Source organism: Cronobacter sp. 153480017-3 (assembly GCF_053627815.1).
In genome coordinates, this window is record NZ_JBSEYN010000001.1 from 442,854 (window position 1) to 462,913 (window position 20,060).

Sequence of the window (20,060 nt, forward strand, 5' to 3'; positions counted from 1 at the left end):
GCGTATCAACAACCTTAGCGACGCGCGCGTACTACCTGGTATTTGCGGGTCAGATACTCGACCGGCGCGCTCCAGACATGCACCAGACGCGTGAACGGGAACACCAGGAACAGCGTCATGCCAAGCACCAGATGCACACGGTAGATAAACGCCACGCCGTCCAGATGTTCAGCCGCGCCGCTGCGGAACGTCACCACGCTCTGCGCCCAGCCCACCAGTTTCATCATCTCGCTACCGTCCATATGCTGGGCGGAGAACGGAATGGTGATAAGACCAAGCGTACACTGCGTCAGCAGCAGCGCCAGGATCAGAATATCAGCGCCGGTCGAGGTCGCGCGCACGCGCGGGCTGAACAGACGACGCTTGAGCAGCAGCAGGCCGCCAACGAGTGTCATCGCGCCGAAGATCCCGCCTGCGATCATGGCCAGTTGCTGTTTCACGGCAATCGGCAGGAACGATTCGTACATCCAGTGCGGCGTCAGCATCCCGAACAGGTGGCCGAAGAAAATGCCGAGGATCCCGAAATGAAACAGGTTTGAAGCCATGTTCATCCCTTTGCGGTCCAGCATCTGGCTGGAGGCGGCGCGCCAGGTGTACTGCCCGTAGTCGTAACGCAGCCAGCTGCCCACCAGGAATACCGTACCGGCAATGTACGGGTAGATACTAAAGAAGAACATATTCAGGAAGTGCATTATTGCTGTCCTCCGGCAGAGATATTCAGATATTGCGGAGCGACCGCTCCGGCGAAGCGGCGCTGGTGCGCGGCGATGTCAGATTCGCCGCAGCCCTGGTCGGCGAAGAATTTCACCTGCTCTTCTTCCCAGACGGCATCCAGCGCCTGCGGCGTGTCGTCGCGCGCCTCATCGGCGATTTTCTCGCTCACTTTGTGGGTATCCACCTGCGTGTCAGAAAGCGCAATCAGCAGGTCAAACAGCACCGCGTAACGGCTTTCACGCTGTTTAAGACGCGCGCCGAGCAGCGCCAGAATCGGCGCGATATCCCGCAGGCCGTCAATCGCCTCCTGCGCCGGACGCTGCGCCAGATACTCCAGGTAAAGCGGCAGATGATCCGGCAGCTCGCGGCTGTCGAGCATCAGCCCCGCGCGCTCATACTGCGCCAGCAGATCCACCATCGCCTGGCCGCGATCGCGCGATTCGCCATGGACATGCTCGAACAGCAGCAGCGAGGTGGCGCGGCCGCGGTCGAACAGTTCGCCGTAAGCCGCCTGCGCATCCAGCAAATCTTCCTGTAACAGATCGCGGATAAAGACGCCCAGGTGATGGGCGTTTTGCAGCGACAGATGCTGCGTCTCTGCCAGCGCGTCAAACAGCTCCTGCTGATGCTGCCACAGGGCAGCATCCGGGTACTCCAGCAGGCGGGAGATAATCAGCAGTTCGGTCATTGGCGCGGCTCCGTTTTCACCGTCACGTCGATGGCATCAATGCGGCGGCTGTTGAACAGGTTGAATTTGCTGTCCGAACCGTGGCAACCGTCGCCAAAGCTGAAGCCGCAGCCGTTACGTTCCGGGAACGCGTCATGCGCGAGTTCACGGTGGCTCGACGGCACCACGAAGCGGTCTTCGTAGTTCGCGATCGCCAGGTAACGGTACATCTCCTGCGCCTGCGCTTCGGTCAGGCCCACCTCTTCCAGCGCGCGGGTATCGTTCACGCCGTCAACGGTTTCCGCACGTTTGTAGTGACGCATCGCGAGCATGCGTTTCAGCGCCAGCAGCACCGGCGCGGTATCGCCCGCGGTCAGCAGGTTCGCCAGGTACTGCACCGGAATGCGCAGGCTGTCGACATCCGGCAGAATGCCGTTGCGGCCCAGCTCGCCCGCGTCGGCGGCAGACTGAATCGGCGACAGCGGCGGCACGTACCAGACCATCGGCAGCGTGCGGTATTCCGGGTGCAGCGGCAGCGCCAGCTTCCAGTCCATCGCCAGTTTCCACACCGGCGACTGCTGCGCCGCGTCAATCACGCTCTGCGGCACGCCATCTTTCAGCGCCTGTTCAATAACCGCCGGATCGTTCGGGTCGAGGAACACATCCAGCTGACGCTGATAGAGATCGGTTTCATGCTCGGTGCTCGCCGCCTGTTCGATGGCGTCCGCGTCATACAGCAGCACGCCGAGGTAGCGGATGCGGCCTACGCAGGTTTCGGAGCAGACCGTCGGCATCCCCGCTTCGATACGCGGATAGCAGAAGATGCACTTCTCGGATTTCCCGCTCTTCCAGTTGAAGTAGATTTTTTTGTACGGGCAGCCGGTGATGCACATACGCCAGCCGCGGCATTTGTCCTGGTCAATCAGCACGATGCCGTCTTCTTCACGTTTGTAAATCGCGCCGCTCGGGCAGGTCGCCACGCACGCCGGGTTCAGGCAGTGCTCGCACAGGCGCGGGAGATACATCATGAAGGTGTTTTCGAACTGGCCGTACATCGCCTTCTGCATGTTCTCGAAGTTTTTGTCCTGCGAACGTTTTTCGAACTCGCCGCCCAGGATCTCTTCCCAGTTCGGGCCCGCTTCGATTTTGTTCATCCGCTGGCCGGTAATCAGCGAGCGCGGGCGGGCAATCGGCTGGTGTTTGCCTTCCGGCGCGTTATGCAGATGCTGATAGTCGTAGTCGAACGGCTCGTAGTAATCGTCGATACCCGGCAGATGCGGGTTGGCGAAAATTTTGCCGAGCAGCATCCCGCGGCCGCCCATGCGCGGCTGCAGTTTGCCGTTGATTTTGCGCACCCAGCCGCCCTTCCACTTCTCCTGGTTTTCCCAGTCGTTCGGGAAGCCGACGCCCGGCTTGCTTTCGACGTTGTTGAACCAGGCGTATTCCATCCCTTCGCGGCTGGTCCAGACGTTTTTACAGGTCACCGAACAGGTGTGGCAGCCGATGCACTTATCAAGGTTCAGCACCATGCCGACTTGTGAACGAATTTTCATTTTACGCTCTCCTGTTTCTGGTCGTTGCCTTCGCCGTCCAACCAGTCAATGTTCTTCATCTTACGTACCACCACAAACTCATCGCGGTTAGAGCCGACGGTGCCGTAGTAGTTAAAGCCGTAGGCCAGTTGCGCATAGCCGCCAATCATGTGTGTCGGTTTCGGGCTGATGCGCGTCACCGAGTTATGAATACCGCCGCGCTGGCCGGTGATTTCCGAGCCCGGAATATTCACGATGCGTTCCTGCGCGTGGTACATCATTGTCATCCCGGCAGGCACACGCTGGCTTACCACCGCACGGGCGGTCAGCGCGCCGTTGGCGTTAAACACTTCAATCCAGTCGTTATCCGCAATGCCGAGATCTTTCGCGTCGTCCTCGCTCATCCAGACAATCGGGCCGCCGCGCGACAGCGTCAGCATCAGCAGGTTGTCGCTGTAGGTGGAGTGAATGCCCCATTTCTGGTGCGGCGTCAGGAAGTTCAGCGCCTTCTCCGGGTTACCGTTGGATTTCTGCCCCATCACGGCTTTTACCGAACGGGTGTCGATCGGCGGGCGATACACCAGCAGGCTTTCGCCGAAGTCGCGCATCCACGGGTGATCCTGATAGAGCTGCTGACGGCCAGAGAGCGTACGCCACGGGATCAGCTCGTGAACGTTGGTATAACCGGCGTTGTACGAGACATGCTCATCTTCAAGCCCGGACCAGGTGGGGCTGGAGATGATTTTGCGCGGCTGCGCCTGGATATCGCGGAAGCGTATCTTCTCTTCTTCTTTGTTCAGCGCGAGATGCGTATGGTCGCGGCCGGTGAATTCACTCAGCGCCGCCCAGGCTTTTACCGCCACCTGACCGTTGGTTTCCGGCGCGAGCGTTAAGATCATCTCGGCGGCGTCAATCGCGGTGTTCAGCATCGGCTGGCCTTTGGCCGGGCCGTCCTGCTTGGTGTAGTTAAGCTTGCGCAGCAGATCCATTTCGCTCTGGGTATTCCAGGCGATGCCCTTGCCGCCGTTGCCTATGGTCTCCAGCAGCGGGCCGATGGAGGTGAAGCGCTCATAGGTCGCCGGGTAGTCGCGCTGTACAGCAATGATATGCGGCGCGGTTTTGCCAGGGATCAGGTCGCATTCGCCTTTTTTCCAGTCTTTCACATCGAGCGGCTGCGCCAGTTCGGCGGCGGAGTCGTGCTGAATAGGCAGCGTGACAACGTCGGTTTCCACGCCGAGATGGCCGACGCACAGCTCGGAGAATTTCTTCGCGATGCCTTTGTAAATCTCCCAGTCGCTTTTGGATTCCCAGGCCGGGTCCACCGCGGCGGAAAGCGGATGAATAAACGGATGCATATCCGAAGTATTCATATCGTCTTTCTCATACCAGGTGGCGGTCGGCAGCACGATATCGGAATAGAGACAGGTGCTGGAGAGACGGAAATCGAGCGTCACAACCAGATCCAGTTTGCCGTCAAGGCCATTGTCCTGCCATTCGATCTCTTCCGGCTTCACGCCGCCCTGCTGGCCCAGATCTTTGCCCTGAATGCCGTTTTCAGTGCCGAGCAGGTATTTGAGCATGTACTCATGCCCTTTACCGGAAGAACCCAGCAGGTTGGAGCGCCAGACGAACAGGTTGCGCGGGTGGTTTTTGCCGTTTTCCGGCTCTTCGGCCGCAAAACGAATGTCGCCCGATTTCAGCGCGTTCACGGTGTAATCCACCGGGCTCATGCCGGCGGCGTCCGCCGCGGCTTTGATGCGCAGCGGGTTGGTGCCAAGCTGCGGCGCGGACGGCAGCCAGCCCATACGCTCGGCACGTACGTTAAAGTCAATCAGATGGCCGCTGTAGCGCGATTTATCCGCGAGCGGCGACAGCAGATCGTCGGTCGTCAGGGATTCGTAGCGCCACTGGCTGGAGTGGTTGTAGAAGAACGACGTGCTGTTCATATGGCGCGGCGGACGGTTCCAGTCCAGCGCGAACGCCAGCGGCGTCCAGCCGGTTTGCGGACGCAGTTTCTCCTGGCCCACATAGTGCGCCCAGCCGCCGCCGCTCTGACCGACGCAGCCGCAGAACACCAGCATATTGATGAGCCCACGGTAGTTCATATCCATGTGATACCAGTGGTTCATACCGGCACCGACGATGATCATCGAACGGCCATGGGTCTTATCGGCGTTATCGGCAAATTCACGTGCGGTACGGATAATCTGCGCGCGCGGCACGCCAGTCACCTGTTCGGCCCAGGCCGGGGTGTAGGCTTTCACGTCGTCGTAGCTCGCCGCGCAGTTACCATCGCCAAGACCGCGATCCAGACCGTAGTTGGCAAGCGTTAAGTCGTAGACCGTCGCCACCAGCGCACTGGAGCCGTCGGCAAGCTGCAGGCGTTTCACCGGCAGTTTATGCAGCAGAATGTTTTCAAGCTTCACGCTGTTGAAATGTTCGCTGCTTTCACCGCCAAAGTACGGGAAGCCAACCTCTGCCACCTCGTCGTGATGGCCCAGCAGGGAGAGACGCAGTTCGGTCTCTTCACCGGTGGTGCCATCGCGCTGTTCCAGGTTCCATTTGCCTTTTTCGCCCCAGCGGAAGCCGATCGAGCCGTTCGGCGCGACCATATCGCCATCGCGGTTATCGAACGCGACGGTTTTCCACTCCGGGTTATTTTCCTGGCCCAGATTATCGACCAGATCCGAGGCGCGCAGCATGCGGCCCGCGGCGTAGAAGCCGTCGCGCGCTTCGAGCATCACCAGCATCGGCATGTCGGTGTAGCGGCGCACGTAATCGGTGAAATACTGGCTCGGTTTGTCGAGGTGGAATTCACGCAGCATCACATGGCCCATCGCCAGCGCCATCGCGCTGTCGGTGCCCTGTTTGGGCGCGAGCCACAGGTCGCACAGTTTGGCGATTTCGGCGTAATCCGGCGTAACGGCGACGGTTTTGGTGCCTTTGTAGCGCACTTCGGTAAAGAAGTGGGCGTCCGGGGTACGGGTCTGCGGAACGTTAGAGCCCCAGGCGATGATGTAACTGGAGTTATACCAGTCGGCGGATTCCGGCACGTCGGTTTGTTCGCCCCAGGTCATCGGCGAGGCGGGCGGCAGGTCGCAATACCAGTCGTAGAAGCTCAGGCAGGTACCGCCGATAAGCGACAGGTAACGCGCGCCGGAGGCGTAAGAAACCATCGACATGGCCGGGATCGGCGAGAAGCCTGCGATGCGGTCCGGGCCAAAGGTTTTGGCGGTCCAGACGTTAGCGGCGGCGATAAGCTCATTCACCTCCTGCCAGGAAGAGCGCACAAACCCGCCGCGTCCGCGCGCCTGTTTGTAGCTTTTCGCTTTTTCGCTGTCTTCCATGATGGACGCCCAGGCGTTCACCGGATCGCTGTGCTGCGCTTTCGCGTCGCGCCACAGTTTAATCAGGCGTTTGCGCATCAGCGGATATTTCAGACGGTTAGCGCTGTAGAGATACCAGGAGTAGCTGGCCCCACGCGGGCAGCCGCGCGGCTCGTGGTTCGGCATATCAGGGCGGGTACGTGGGTAGTCGGTCTGCTGGGTTTCCCAGGTGACCAGACCGTTTTTGACGTAAATCTTCCAGCTGCAGGAACCGGTACAGTTAACGCCGTGGGTGGAGCGGACAATTTTGTCATGCTGCCAGCGCTGACGGTAACCCTCTTCCCAGTCCCGGTTCGTATCCAGAAGTTGTCCATGCCCATCGGCAAAGGTTTCGCCTTTCTGTTTGAAATAGCGGAACCTGTCCAGGAATTTACTCATTCGGGGTGTTCTCCTGTGTGGAGCCTGTTGGCTCTCTGGTCAAATCGACATTGGCTCAATGGACGGGACGGTAACGCGTGGATTAGCCAGCAGAATTGACAACGATCAACGCGGTCTGGCTTAGAAAATGCACCGCAAAATGTCATTACCCCCAAAGGGGGATACAGGACAATCCATTAACTCTTTGTATATAATATATTTTTTATCGAAATGACGATTTTTTAACCGCTTTCGGTTAACCGTCGGGTATTAAGGGGTAGTCTGAAAGTGAACGTGAGCTCCGCCACGCTTATTTGCCGTTTTATCGCCCCCCGCCCGCACTGAAACGCTAAAGCCATCAATAAGTATGTTGTAACTAACTCAGGCATAAAAAAAAGCGCGGCCAGGCCGCGCAAAGGATAACCAAAAGGTTAAGGGGTCAGCGTGCTGATTTACGGCCATAGACGGCCCAGGTCAGCACTACGCAAGCAATATAAAACACTAAGAAGACTTTCATCGCGCCTGCCGGTGAGCCGGTGAGCGCCAGCGATGTACCAAACGCTTTCGGGATAAAGAACCCGCCAATGGCGCCAATCGCGGAGATAAACCCGAGCGCCGCCGCGGTGTCAGTCGCGGCTTCACGCATCGCCTGCTCATCGCTGCCGCCTGCCGCTTTCACGCGATCCATGGTCAGCTTGCGGAAAATCACCGAAATCATCTGGAACGTCGAACCACTGCCGAGCCCGGCGGTCAGGAACAGCGCCAGGAACACGCCAAAAAAGGCCGCAAAATTCCCGCCCACACCGCCTGACGGCAGCGTTACAAACAGCAGCGCGCTGAACACCGCCATCAGAATGAAGTTCACCAGCGTTACGCGCGTACCGCCCAGACGGTCAGAAATCGCTCCGCCTGCCGAGCGCGCCAGCGCGCCGAGCAGCGGCCCGAAGAAAGCAAAGTGCATCACGTTCACTTGCGGGAACTGGGTTTTTGAAAGCATCGCAAAACCCGCCGAGAAGCCGATGAACGAGCCGAAGGTCGCGAGATACAGCAGGCTCATCATCCACAGATGACCGCGTTTAAGCACCGGAAGCTGCGCGCGGAAAGACGCTTTCGAAGTCGCCAGATCGTTCATGCCAAACCACGCCGCCAGCGTAAAGACTGCGAGGAACGGCACCCACACCCACGCGGCGTTTTCCAGATAAAGGCGCGTGCCGTCATCCTGCATAACGCCTTCGCTGCCGAACGCGGCGAAGATGGAGAGCGAAATCGCAAGCGGTGCGACCAGCTGCATCACGCTGACGCCCAGGTTGCCGAGACCGCCGTTAATACCGAGCGCCCCGCCCTGTTTCTGTTTCGGGAAGAAAAAGCTGATGTTCGCCATGCTGGACGCGAAGTTCGCCCCGGCAAAACCGCACAGCAGTGAAATGATGATAAACGTGCCAAAGGACGTGGAAGGATCCTGCACGGCAAAACCCAGCCACACGCACGGAATAATCAGGATGCCGGTGCTGAACGCCGTCCAGCGACGACCGCCGAAAATCGGCACCATAAAGGAGTAGGGCACGCGCAGCAGCGCGCCGGAGACCGACGGCAGCGCGGTCAGCATAAACAGCTGATCGGTGGTAAAACGAAAGCCCACCTTATTCAGATTGACCGCAACTGCGCTGAACAACATCCAGACGCAGAAAGCGAGCAGCAGACAAGGCACGGAGATCCACAGATTACGACGGGCGGTGTGCTGGCCGGTACGCTGCCAGAACTGAACATCCTCAGGTCGCCAGTCGGTAATCAACCCGCTTGTGGAACGTGCCGCAGCGGAAGAGTCACTCATAAACACCTCAAACATGAAGGGGATAATGCCGCCACGGTAGCGTCTCGCCGCGCGCTTAAGTTGATGTAAATCAATGGATATACGCTCTCTGATTTGTCCAAAAAAACGCCTTACCCCCCAGGGAGTAGAGCTTAGCGTTAAAAAAAGTGTGGTTTTTCAGACGCAGCGCTTGTGCGCATGCCGCCGGTGTACAATGGGTGACATGAATGGCAATTAAGGAGTAATCCATAATGGGTATGGGTATACTCCAGGGGATACCTGAGAATAGATCCTCCGCCTGTCCCGACGCCGCGTTAAGGAGCGCGCATCGCCATGCTGAAACGACGCTTTTCCCCGCTGACCCTCGCTAATCAACTGGCGATCATCGTGCTACTGCTCGCCGGCCTCGGCATGGGGGGCATGGCGCTGGCGGGCTGGCTGGCGCAGGGCGTTCAGGGCAGCGCGCATGCTATCAACAAAGCCGGGTCGCTGCGCATGCAGAGCTATCGTCTGCTCGCCGCCGTCCCGGTCGGCACTACCCGCACCGACATGTTTAACGAGATGGAGCGCACCGCCTGGAGCGATGAGCTACAGCAGGCCGCGGTGCGCGATGGTCAGCAGGCAGCGCTGCTGGCTATCCAGCGCTACTGGCGACAGCATCTTGCGCCCGCGCTGCGCGACGCCCATTCGCCGCAGGAGGTGAGCGGGCAAGTCACGCAGTTTGTCGGCCAGATAGACGCGCTGGTCAGCGCCTTTGACAGCTCCACTGAACACCGCATCGCGCAGATAGTCATGCTGCAGCGCGGCATGGCGCTGCTGATGGGGCTTTTACTGCTCTTTACCCTGCTCTGGCTGCGCCGCCGCCTGCTGCGCCCGTGGCGACAGCTGCTTGAAATAGCCCACGCCGTGGGCCACCGCGATTTCAGCCAGCGCGCCAGCGTCTCCGGGCGCGATGAGATGGCAACGCTTGGCCATGCGCTTAACAGCATGTCGGCGGAGCTTGCCGAAAGCTACGCGAGCCTTGAGCAACGCGTGCAGGAGAAAACCGCCGGGCTTGAGCAGAAAAACCAGATCCTGTCGTTTCTCTGGGAGGCGAACCGTCGCCTGCATTCCGACGTGCCGCTGTGCGAGCGGCTGGCACCGGTGCTGACGCGACTGCAAAATCTCACGCTGCTGCGCGATATCGCGTTGCGGGTTTATGAAGTGGACGACGAAGAGCACTATCAGGAGTTTGTCTGGCAACCGGACGAGCGCTGCGACGAAATCGGCTGTCATCTCTGCCCGCGGCACCTGCGCACGGAGAGCGAAACCGGCACGACGCTGAAATGGCGGCTTGGCGATCTTCACACCCAGTATGGCCTTCTGCTGGCGACATTGCCCGCGGGTTGTCATCTGAGCCGCGACCAGCAGCAGATGATCGACACGCTCATGGAGCAGCTCACTGCAACGCTGGCGCTGGAGCGTCAGCAGGAGCGCAAACAGCAGCTGCTGGTGATGGAGGAGCGCGCCGCCATTGCCCGCGAGCTGCATGACTCTATCGCGCAGTCGCTCTCCTGTATGAAAATGCAAATCAGCTGCCTGCAGATGCAGGGCGACGCGCTGCCGCAAGAGAGCCGCGAACTGCTGGGCCAGATCCGCCATGAACTGAACGCCTCCTGGCGGCAACTGCGCGAGCTGCTCACGACGTTCCGTTTACAGCTCAACGAGCCAGGGCTTAAGGCGGCGCTGGTGGCGAGCTGTCAGGAGTTCAGCGCGCGGCTCGGTTTCCCGGTGGTGCTTGATTATCAGCTCCCGCCGCGGCTGGTGCCGTCGCATCAGGCGATTCATCTGGTGCAGATTGCGCGCGAGGCGTTAAACAATGCGTTTAAGCATGCCGATGCCAGCGAAATTCGCGTCAGCGTCACGCTGCAGGAGGGCCAGGTACGGCTGTGCGTGGCCGACAATGGCCGTGGTCTGCCGGATAACGCCGGGCGCACTAACCACTACGGCTTAATTATTATGCGCGACCGCGCGCAGAGTTTGCGCGGCGACTGTCAGGTACGGCGACGAGCAGAAGGCGGCACCGAAGTGGTGGTGACCTTTATCCCCGATGCGCCGTTTTCATCCGTCCCCGCTCTTCCAGAAGGAGAAGTTCATGAATAACCCGGAACCGGCAACCATTCTGCTGATTGACGATCACCCTATGCTTCGCAGCGGCGTAAAACAGTTGGTCAGCATGGCACCCGCTATCACGGTGGTCGGCGAAGCCGGAAACGGCGAGCAAGGTATCGAAATGGCCGAAGCGCTCGACCCGGATCTGATCCTGCTTGACCTCAATATGCCCGGTATGAACGGCCTGGAAACCCTCGATAAACTGCGTGAAAAAGCGCTGTCGGGCCGGGTGGTGGTCTTCAGCGTCTCGAACCATGAAGAGGATGTAGTGACGGCGCTTAAGCGCGGCGCGGATGGGTACTTGCTTAAAGATATGGAGCCGGAAGATCTGCTCAAGGCGCTGCAACAGGCGGCAGCGGGCGAAATGGTCTTAAGCGAAGCGTTAACGCCGGTGCTGGCGGCGAGCCTGCGTGCGAGCCGCGCGACGTCAGGCCGCGATGTCTCCCAGCTCACGCCGCGAGAGCGCGATATTCTCAAGCTCATCGCCCAGGGCCTGCCGAACAAAATGATCGCCCGCAAGCTCGATATCACCGAAAGCACCGTCAAAGTGCACGTGAAGCATCTGTTGAAAAAGATGAAGCTCAAATCGCGCGTCGAAGCGGCGGTCTGGGTACATCAGGAACGTATTTTTTAAGGCACCGGTGCCAGCAGTTCATAGCGCGGATCGTCCTGCGGCAGCGTCTGTACCGGCGCGGACAGCTTCAGGGTTATCCAGTTTGACGTCACGCGCTGGCCCTGTTTATCCTCGACCGTCACCGACAGCCGCCAGCTGTTGCTGGCCCCCGGCGTGTTATCCCAGGCGGGCATAATGACCGTCCAGCCGTCGGCGCTCGCGCTGTCCAGCGGCGGCGTCAGGCTCAGCGCCTGGGTGTCGCCCTGCCAGGAGAGCTGGCGGATCCCGTGGCGGCTGCGCACCTGTAACTTCAGCGCCACGGTTTCGCCCGCGCTGAGATCCCACGGCGGCGTCGCGAGGAATACCGACAGCGTCTTGCGCTGGCGAAACTCCATCACCGGCACGTTCGTGCGCTCCACGCGGTCATAGCGGCTGCCGCGAAGCGAACGCGAGGCGGCCACTTCGTCCGGCGAGAGTTGCTTGGTCAGCGGTACGCCAAAGCGATAGTTCAGCTTCAGCCCTAAATCATTCTGGCTCACGCCGCTTTCCCCCTGACGGTGATGCGCGCTGACGGTGACGAGTGGCACCGGCGTATAACTTAGCCCCACTTTCACCGCGACCGGGTTGTGATAGCCCGTGCCGCTGTCGAACAGCTCTACCTGATCGCCGAAATATTGCTCAAAGCTGACGCTGGTATTGATGTGCTGATAAAACGGCAGATACGCCTGCGCGGTCACGTCATAACCGCGCGCCATGCGCTGTTCCAGCAAACCCGCGCGGTGCTGCCAGCCGCCAAGCGGTTGATAATAGTTAGCGGAAAGGCGCAGATAGTCGCCCCACGCTTCTGCGCCAAACCCGGCGCGTGAGGTATCGTCGTCAAACAGGCGATCGTAAAAGGTGTTATAGCCGAGCAGCCAGTGCCCGGCCGCCCAGCGCTGGCCGATGCCTGCGTTACCCACCAGCCCCTGATTTTGCTGGCTGACGCCGACCTGGCTCCAGGTGAGATAGCGGTTATTGTCCTGCCAGGGCGTAAACAGCGAGCCGCTGCTGCCGTTAAAATTGCCCTCTTCATCCACCAGCAGATCCACCGTGGCGTTGCCCCACGGCGACAGCAGGCTTTCGGCCTCACTGGTAATGCTGCTGCTCACCGCGTCACGCAAACGGTCAAACGCGAAATGGCGCGCCTGCTGGCCGGGTGAGAGCGTGCTGTCGGTCTGGCTCGCTTCGCCAAAGGCTTTTAATACACGGGCAAAATGTTTTTCCGCCGCGTTATTTTCGGGCGCGAGGCCGAGATCGGGCAGGTTATCGCCATTTTCATCGAAGGGGTTTTGCGCCTGGCGCACGTAGTCGTCGCTCTGGCTGGCCGCATCTGCACGGACCGGCAGCAGCGCGGCGGTAACAACTGAGGGAAGGACAACCAATAACCACCGCATCACGTATGAATTTTTCTCTCCTGGGCCGGTTTTGCCGGAAAATGGATACATTTACACAGTATACCATATCGCGTTTGCCGCTCCCGACAAGCCCTGACGCGGCTTTTAAGGATAATCCTCATCCCGTTTACGCGCGGTGCGCTACGCTTAACATTCCCACCCTGCGTGAGACACGCCGATGAAAAAAACGCTGCTCGCTTGTCTGCTGGCGGTTGCCGCTGTGAACGCCGCCGCCGCGTCCGATGACGGTATTTTTATGTTGCAGTCCCCCTCGTTTGCCGATAACGGCATGATGGAGAAAAAATTCGCCGGTAACGCGAAGCAAAACCCCAACTGTACCGGTGAGAATCAGTCGCCTGCGTTGGTCTGGAGCCATGCGCCGCAGGGCACGACGCGTTTCGCGCTGATCGTCCATGACCCGGAGGGCGCGAAGGGGCTTGGCGTGACGCACCTGGTGGCCTATAACATACCCGCCAGCACCACTGGCCTTGCCGCCAATGCGCTGACAGAGGGCAAAGGCTTTACCGGCGGGAAAAACACGCCGGGGACCAGCGCCTGGCACGGCCCCTGCCCGCCGCCCGGCAGTGGCGCGCACCATTACACCTTTACGCTTATCGCAACCGATCTACCGGCCGATCTCCCGCCCGGCCTGACGCGCGAGGAACTCTTCACGAAACTCAAAGGCCACGCGCTCGCCGCCACCGGTCTGATTGGCCGCTTCGGGCAGTGACGCCGTCTGCGCCAGCAGCGCTTTAAGCTCCGGGATACAGGAGCCGCAGTTGGTGCCACAGCGCAGGGCGTCACCCAGTTTCCCGGCGCTGTCGCACCCGGCGCGAATAGCGGCGCGGATGGCGTTCTCACCCACGCCGAAACAGCTACAGATAGTGCGCCCCTTTGCGGGCGCGCTCTGCGCACCTTTACCGGCCAGCAGCACATGACGCGCGGCCGCGTTCGCAGGCGGTTCCAGGAACGCCGCCGCAATCGCCTCGCGCTGAACCGCCGGGCGACGCGCCGCGCTGTAAAACGCCAGCATCAGCGCGCCGTCGCGCCACGCCAGCAGATGAAAGAACCCCTCGCCCTGCGCATACTGCAATTGCCAGCTTTCGCGGGCGGCCATTTCACGCAGCCAGCGTTGCGGCGACGCATTGCCCGCCAGGGTGACATGCAGGCAGCCGTCCAGCGCCTGACGCCACCACAGCAGATCGGGCGCAAGCGGCGGCATATCGCGACAAAACAGCTCGCCCTGCCACGCGGTGCGGCGTTTTTGCAGACGCACGGCGGTCTGTTTGCTTTCCGGCTGGCCGGAGTGCGGGCAGCAGACCGGGGCCACCAGCGTATTGACGCGCCCGTCGCTCGCGAACTGCGCGTTCCAGTGCATCGGGGCGAACAGCGCGCCGGGTGCCTGGGCGTCATTGAGCGCTGCCCAGCCCACCATAAACCCTTGCGCTGAGGCCACTTCTACCAGGTCGCCCTCGCGCACACCGTAGCGCGCCGCATCGTCAGGATGCATCACCACCTGCGGCAGCGGCTGGTGCTGCATCAGCCGCGCCACGCGGCCGGTACGGGTCATCGTGTGCCACTGATCGCGGATACGCCCGGTATTGAGCCACAGCGGGTAGCGCGCGTCGGGCCGCGCCTGCGGCAGCGCCGGAGAAACCGCTACCATATTCAGCCTGCCGCCACGCCAGCCTGTCCCGGTTTCCAGCAGACGCGGCGTACCCTGCGGCTGTTTGTTCGTCACCGGCCACTGCACCGGCGCGAGCGCGTCATACGCCTCGCGGGTTAACGCGGCCAGCCCACTGATATCAAACGCCCGCGCGCCGTCGTTCTCAAACCCCGACAGCGCCGCGTGCTCGCAGAAAATCTCATGCGGATGCTGCCAGCCAAACGCCTCGCCAAAACCCAGGCGATGCGCCATCTGCGCGACTATCCACCAGTCAGGGCGCGCCTCGCCGGGCGCGGGCAGAAAGGCGCGCTGGCGCGAGATCCGCCGCTCTGAATTGGTCACCGTGCCGTTTTTCTCCCCCCACCCCAGCGCCGGAAAACGAATATGCGCAAAAGCAGCCGTATCGGTCTGCGCGGTAATGTCAGACACCATCACCAGTTCGCAGCGCGCCAGCGCCTGGCGCACCGCGTCGCTGTCCGGCAGCGATACCGCCGGGTTGGTGCCCATTATCCAGACGGCTTTCACCTCACCGAGCCCGATGGCGTCGAAGAGTTCTACCGCCATCAGGCCGGGCGTCTGCGCGATGCGCTCGCTGCCCCAGAACCGCCCGAGACGGGCGATATCTGCCGGATCAAAACCCATATGGCACGCGAGCTGGTTAGCCAGCCCGCCCACTTCGCGACCGCCCATCGCGTTCGGCTGACCGGTCAGCGAAAACGGCCCGCAGCCGGGCCGCCCGATATGTCCGCTCGCCAGATGCACGTTAATGATGGCGTTGCACTTGTCGCTGCCGCTGGAGGACTGGTTAATGCCCATGGTGTAGAGCGTCATCGCCGTGGGCGCACTCAAAAACCAGTCGTAAAAGCGCGCCACCTCGGCTTCTGGCAGCCCACAGAACTGCGCAACGCGCGCCATGCTCCACGCCCGCGCGGCCGCGAGCGCCTGCGCCTGGCCGTCGAACGTCTCAGGCGCGAGCAGTGCTGAAAGCGCGTTCAGCAGCCCGACAAACAGCCCGGCGTCGCTGCCGGGCGCCAGCGCCAGATGGAGATCGGCGATATCACAGGTCGCGGTACGCCGCGGATCGATGACCACGATTTTCATCGCCGGGCGCGCCTGCTTCGCGGCCGCGATGCGCTGATACAGCACCGGATGCGCCCATGCGGCGTTTGAGCCGACAAACACCAGCAGATCGGTCTGCTCCAGATCCGCATAGCTACACGGCACCGCATCGGCCCCGAACGCCCGTTTGTAGCCCACCACGGCGGAAGACATGCAGAGCCGCGAGTTGGTGTCGATATTCGCCGCACCGATAAACCCTTTCATGAGCTTGTTGGCGGCGTAGTAATCCTCGGTAAGCAGCTGCCCGGAGGCGTAAAATGCCACCGACTGCGGGCCGTGCTTATCGATAATATCGCCAAGCCGCGAGGCCGCCGCGTCGAGCGCCGTCTCCCAGCTTGCCCGTTCGCCGTTGACTTCCGGGTACAGCAGTCGCCCGTCATGGCCGGTCGTCTCGCCGAGCGCCGCGCCTTTGACGCACAGCCGCCCGACATTCGCGGGATGGTTTTCATCGCCCCGCACGCTCACCGCGCCGCTGTCGTCGCGCTGCGCCACCACACCGCAGCCGACCCCGCAATAGGGGCAGGTGGTCTTAACGCCGTTCATGACGCCTGCGCCTGTAACAGCAGCGCCTGACCGGCCACCCACACCTTGCCGCCCTCCACTTTCACGGGCCAGGCGCGTACCGCCTCGGTGAGCGCTTCCGCAAGCCGCCCGTCACGCAGCCGGATACGCTGCTTATAGAGCGGCGAAATCACCACCGGTTCGCCGCCGACATCCCCCAGCAGCCCGCGCGACAACACATTGGCGTCGCTGCCCGGCTCCAGGTTATCGAGCGCGTAAACGCGATCGCCAAAACGGAACAGCGCAATCTGCATGTCGCCAAGCCGCGCGCCGATGCCCGCCTGAGGTGGAATGTCTTTCAGCTCACACACCGCCTGCCACGGGCGCTCCGGCGCGCGCGGCGTCACCGGCTGCACGACCTCCACCGGCTGCGGCTGGCCTCTGAGCTCGCGGCGCTGCACGGCTTCATCCGGTTTATCGCTGTTGACATACGAGCGGAACAGCGCCAGCCGGTCGGGACTTGCCAGCGTGGTCTGCCATTCGCACTGGTAGCTTTCGACCACCTGCGCCATTTCGCGCTCCAGCTCCTCGCCGATTCCGAGCGAATCCTCAAGAATGACCTCGCGCAGATACTCAATGCCGCCCTCCAGGTTATCCATCCAGGTGCTGGTACGTTGCAGGCGGTCGGCGGTGCGGATGTAAAACATCAGAAAGCGGTCGATGGTGCGCAGCAGCGTCTCCCGGTCGAGATCGCTTGCGAAGAGATCCGCGTGGCGCGGCTTCATGCCGCCGTTGCCGCAGACGTAGAGGTTCCAGCCTTTGTCAGTGGCGATAACGCCCACATCCTTGCCCTGCGCCTCGGCGCATTCACGCGTGCAGCCGGAGACCGCCATTTTGATTTTGTGCGGCGCGCGCAGCCCCTTGTAGCGGTTCTCAAGCGTTACCGCGAGCCCCGTCGAATCCTGCACGCCGTAGCGACACCAGGTGGAGCCGACGCACGATTTCACGGTACGCAGCGATTTCCCGTAGGCGTGGCCGGTCTCAAAGCCCGCCGCCACCAGCTCGGCCCAAATCGCCGGGAGTTGTTCAAGCCGCGCGCCGAAAAGATCGATGCGCTGGCCGCCGGTGATTTTGCTGTAGAGCTGATAGCGTTTGGCTATCTGCCCGATGGCGATAAGCCCGTCCGGCGTCACTTCGCCCGCAGCCATCCGCGGTACGATCGAGTAGGTGCCGTCTTTCTGGATATTCGCAAAGTAGCGATCGTTGGTGTCCTGGAGCGGCAGATGCGCCGGTTTCAGCAGGTATTCGTTCCAGCACGACGCCAGCACCGAGCCCACCAGCGGTTTACAGATTTCGCAGCCGTGGCCCTGGCCGTAGCGGCTGATAAGCTGGTCAAACGTGCGGATATGATTAACGCGCACGAGGTGGTAAATCTCCTGGCGCGAATACGCAAAGTGCTCGCAGATATCTTTTTTGACCGTGACGCCCTGCTGTTCGAGCTGATACTCCATGACCTGTTTGACCAGCGCGCTACAGCCGCCGCAGCCGGTCGCCGCTCTGGTGCAGCTTTTCACCGCGCCCATATCGCCTGCGCCGGCGACAACCGCCGCGCAGATATCCGCCTTGCTGACGTTATGGCACGAACAGATCTGCGCGCTTTCCGGCAGCGCCGCCACGCCGAGCCCTTTCGCGGGCGCGCCGCTGCTTACGGGCAGGATCAGCGTCTCCGGCTCGGCGGGGAGCGCCATGCCGTTCAGCATCATCTGTAGCAGCGTGGCGTATTCGCTGCTGTCACCCACCAGCACGCCGCCGAACAACGTTTTGCCGTCTGCCGAAACGACGATTTTCTTGTAGATCTGCTTCGGCCCGTGCGTCCACTGATAGCTCTGGCTGCCCGGCGTGCGCCCGTGCGCGTCGCCAAACGACGCGACCTCGACGCCAAGCAGCTTCAGTTTGGTGCTCATGTCTGCGCCGCGGAACGCCGCCGTCTCGCCCGCGAGCGTCGCCGCAACGACCCGCGCCATCTGATAGCCTGGTGCCACCAGCCCGAAAATTTTGTTCTCCCACAGCGCGCATTCGCCGATGGCGAAAATATGCGCGTCGCTGGTGCGGCACTGATCGTCAATGACGATGCCGCCGCGCTCGCCGGTCATAAGCCCCGCCGACTTCGCAAGACTGTCCTGCGGGCGAATGCCCGCCGAAAAGACAATCAGATCGGTATGCAGGCTGTCGCCATCGGCAAACTGCATCGTCAGTCCGCCATTTTCTTCGACAATCGCGGTGGTGGATTTGCTGGTATGCACGCTGACCTCCAGCGCCTCGATTTTCTCGCGCAGCATCGCTGCGCCAGGCGCATCGAGCTGCACCGCCATCAGCCCCGGCGCAAATTCCACGACGTGTGTTTTCAGCCCCAGTTGTTTAAGCGCGTTCGCCGCCTCAAGCCCCAGCAGGCCGCCGCCCACCACCACGCCGCGCGTGGCGTGCTGTGCGCGTTCGCGGATGGCGTCGAGATCGTCAAGCGTGCGATAGACGAAACAGCCCGGCAGGTCGCGCCCCGGCACCGGCGGGACAAACGGCCAGGAGCCGGTGGCGAGCACCAGTTTGTCAAAATGCGTTTCGTGACCCTGCGCGTCGCGCACGATCTGCCGCGCGCGATCCAGCGCCACAATCTGACAGCCGGTGCGTAGTTCAATGCCCGTCTGCGCGAAGAAATCGCTCTGCACCATGGAGAGCGACTGCGCGCTGCGTCCGGCGAAATACTCCGAGAGATGCACGCGATCGTAGGCCGCGTGGCGCTCTTCGCCAAAGACGATGATATGAAAGCGCTCATGCAGCCCGGCGCTGACGCATTGCTCCAGAAAATGGTGCCCAACCATGCCGTGGCCCACGACCACCAGAGTTTGTTTTGTCATCGTGTCATATCCTGCAGCCGCGGGCTGCGTTTCATCGGTTTCATCAAACAGCAGCCCGGCGCTGGCGCGCAGCGGCTGCCCGAAGTGATTCATCAGCGCGCCGGCGCTGTCGGTATCGCCATACAGCAGCACGCCGGTGAGCCTGCCGTGCTCGATAATCAGGCGGCGATAATGGCGGGCTATTGGGTCGAGGCTTATCAGCGTCTGCGCCTGCGGGCCCGGCGTCACCTCGCCCGCGCTGAAAACCGCGATACCGGTGACCTTGAGACGCGTGCCTTTTTCCTCATAACCAAAGCGCGCCGTCTCGCCGCAGAGCCTCGCCGCCAGCACGTCTGCCTGTTGCAGACAGGGCGCCACCAGCCCCCAGGTCTGCGCGTCGATTTCGCAGCACTCGCCGATGGCGCTCACCGCCGGGTGCGAGGCGCGAAGCGTGTCATCCACCACAATGCCGCGCTGGCAAGCGAGCCCGGCGGACTGCGCCAGCGCGATAGCCGGACGCACGCCGGTGGCGATCACCACCCGCTGTGCCGGGACGGTTTCGCCGCAGGCGAGCGTGACGTCATCTGGCGTGATGCGTGTGATGCCGCTGCCGGTCAGCACGCGAATGTGGCGCGCGCGCAGGCTTTCGGCGAGCCACTCGCCCGCCTGCGCATCCAGTTGCTGCTCCATCAACCACGGGTGACGATGCACCAGCGTCACCGCCGCCCCCTGACGGGCGAGCGCCGCGGCCGCTTCCACCCCAAGCAGGCCGCCGCCCAGCACCACGGCGGGGCCAGGCGTCGCGAGAAGCGCCCCGACATCCGCCAGCGTGCGAAAGGCGCGCACGTGCGGCAGCCCGCTGCCTTCAATGGGCGGAATAAACGGCGTCGAGCCGGTGGCGAACACCAGCTCATCCCAGGGCAGCGTGCGCGCGGCGGTGGTGACGGTGCGCGCGGTTAAATCCACCGCCAGCGCCCGCTCGCCGGTCAGCAACGTGACACCGTAACGTGAATACCATGACGCGTCGTGAAGCTGCGTCTGCGCGGCGGTCTTTTCGCCCGCCAGCACCGGCGAGAGCAGGATGCGGTTATAGGCAGGCAGCGGCTCATCGCCGATAAGCGTGATGGCGAAGCGCTCCGGCGCGCGCGCCAGCAGTTGCTCCACCAGACGCACCGCCGCCATGCCGTTGCCGATAATCACCAGTCGTTGCGCCATCGCCG

General features: G+C 61.8%; 11 protein-coding genes. 3 read left to right on the plus strand and 8 right to left on the minus strand.

Features of this window, described 5'->3' with window-relative positions:
- Positions 1 to 14: 14 nt before the first annotated feature.
- The 5 genes from narI to ACUW6V_RS02200 all read right to left on the minus strand — a co-directional run bounded on the left by narI (position 15) and on the right by ACUW6V_RS02200 (position 8,487).
- Positions 15 to 692 carry a respiratory nitrate reductase subunit gamma gene (narI, locus tag ACUW6V_RS02180; protein ID WP_004386024.1) on the minus strand — a complete coding sequence of 226 codons (678 nt, stop codon included), beginning with the start codon at positions 690 to 692 and terminating at the stop codon, positions 15 to 17.
- Positions 692 to 1,402 (minus strand): nitrate reductase molybdenum cofactor assembly chaperone, encoded by a 711-nt coding sequence (gene narJ, locus ACUW6V_RS02185; RefSeq protein WP_076726711.1) that lies wholly within the window; start codon positions 1,400 to 1,402, stop codon positions 692 to 694. Before narJ ends, narI begins: the two co-directional genes overlap by 1 nt.
- Positions 1,399 to 2,934 carry a nitrate reductase subunit beta gene (gene narH, locus ACUW6V_RS02190; protein ID WP_007890044.1) on the minus strand — a complete coding sequence of 512 codons (1,536 nt, stop codon included), beginning with the start codon at positions 2,932 to 2,934 and terminating at the stop codon, positions 1,399 to 1,401. The genes narJ and narH overlap by 4 nt, the downstream gene beginning before the upstream one ends.
- Positions 2,931 to 6,677: a nitrate reductase subunit alpha gene (locus ACUW6V_RS02195; protein ID WP_069681942.1), complete on the minus strand. Its 3,747-nt coding sequence runs from the start codon at positions 6,675 to 6,677 to the stop codon at positions 2,931 to 2,933. Before ACUW6V_RS02195 ends, narH begins: the two co-directional genes overlap by 4 nt.
- A gap of 418 nt (positions 6,678 to 7,095) precedes the next feature.
- Positions 7,096 to 8,487, minus strand: coding sequence for a NarK family nitrate/nitrite MFS transporter (locus tag ACUW6V_RS02200; RefSeq protein WP_085959421.1), 1,392 nt, complete (start codon positions 8,485 to 8,487; stop codon positions 7,096 to 7,098).
- Between the two features lie 312 nt (positions 8,488 to 8,799).
- Here ACUW6V_RS02200 and narX point away from each other — a divergent pair, with 312 nt between their 5' ends.
- The gene (gene narX / locus ACUW6V_RS02205) at positions 8,800 to 10,608 is read left to right on the plus strand and encodes a nitrate/nitrite two-component system sensor histidine kinase NarX (RefSeq protein WP_004386019.1); all 1,809 of its coding nucleotides are present in this window, start codon (positions 8,800 to 8,802) and stop codon (positions 10,606 to 10,608) included.
- Positions 10,601 to 11,251 carry a two-component system response regulator NarL gene (narL, locus tag ACUW6V_RS02210; RefSeq protein WP_007698510.1) on the plus strand — a complete coding sequence of 217 codons (651 nt, stop codon included), beginning with the start codon at positions 10,601 to 10,603 and terminating at the stop codon, positions 11,249 to 11,251. The genes narX and narL overlap by 8 nt, the downstream gene beginning before the upstream one ends.
- Here narL and ACUW6V_RS02215 read toward each other — a convergent pair.
- Complete coding sequence (locus ACUW6V_RS02215; protein ID WP_454037934.1) at positions 11,248 to 12,663, minus strand: YchO/YchP family invasin; 1,416 nt, start codon at positions 12,661 to 12,663, stop codon at positions 11,248 to 11,250. The two genes, narL and ACUW6V_RS02215, sit on opposite strands and share 4 nt — an antisense overlap.
- Before the next feature lie 178 nt (positions 12,664 to 12,841).
- Here ACUW6V_RS02215 and ACUW6V_RS02220 point away from each other — a divergent pair, with 178 nt between their 5' ends.
- On the plus strand, positions 12,842 to 13,393 hold the full coding sequence (locus ACUW6V_RS02220; RefSeq protein ID WP_012124546.1) for a YbhB/YbcL family Raf kinase inhibitor-like protein: 552 nt from the start codon (positions 12,842 to 12,844) through the stop codon (positions 13,391 to 13,393).
- Here ACUW6V_RS02220 and ACUW6V_RS02225 read toward each other — a convergent pair.
- On the minus strand, positions 13,289 to 15,991 hold the full coding sequence (locus ACUW6V_RS02225) for a nitrate reductase (protein WP_454037935.1): 2,703 nt from the start codon (positions 15,989 to 15,991) through the stop codon (positions 13,289 to 13,291). The two genes, ACUW6V_RS02220 and ACUW6V_RS02225, sit on opposite strands and share 105 nt — an antisense overlap.
- Positions 15,988 to 20,055, minus strand: a complete 4,068-nt coding sequence (gene nirB / locus ACUW6V_RS02230) for a nitrite reductase large subunit NirB (protein WP_454037936.1) — start codon at positions 20,053 to 20,055, stop codon at positions 15,988 to 15,990. The genes ACUW6V_RS02225 and nirB overlap by 4 nt, the downstream gene beginning before the upstream one ends.
- Positions 20,056 to 20,060: the final 5 nt, after the last annotated feature.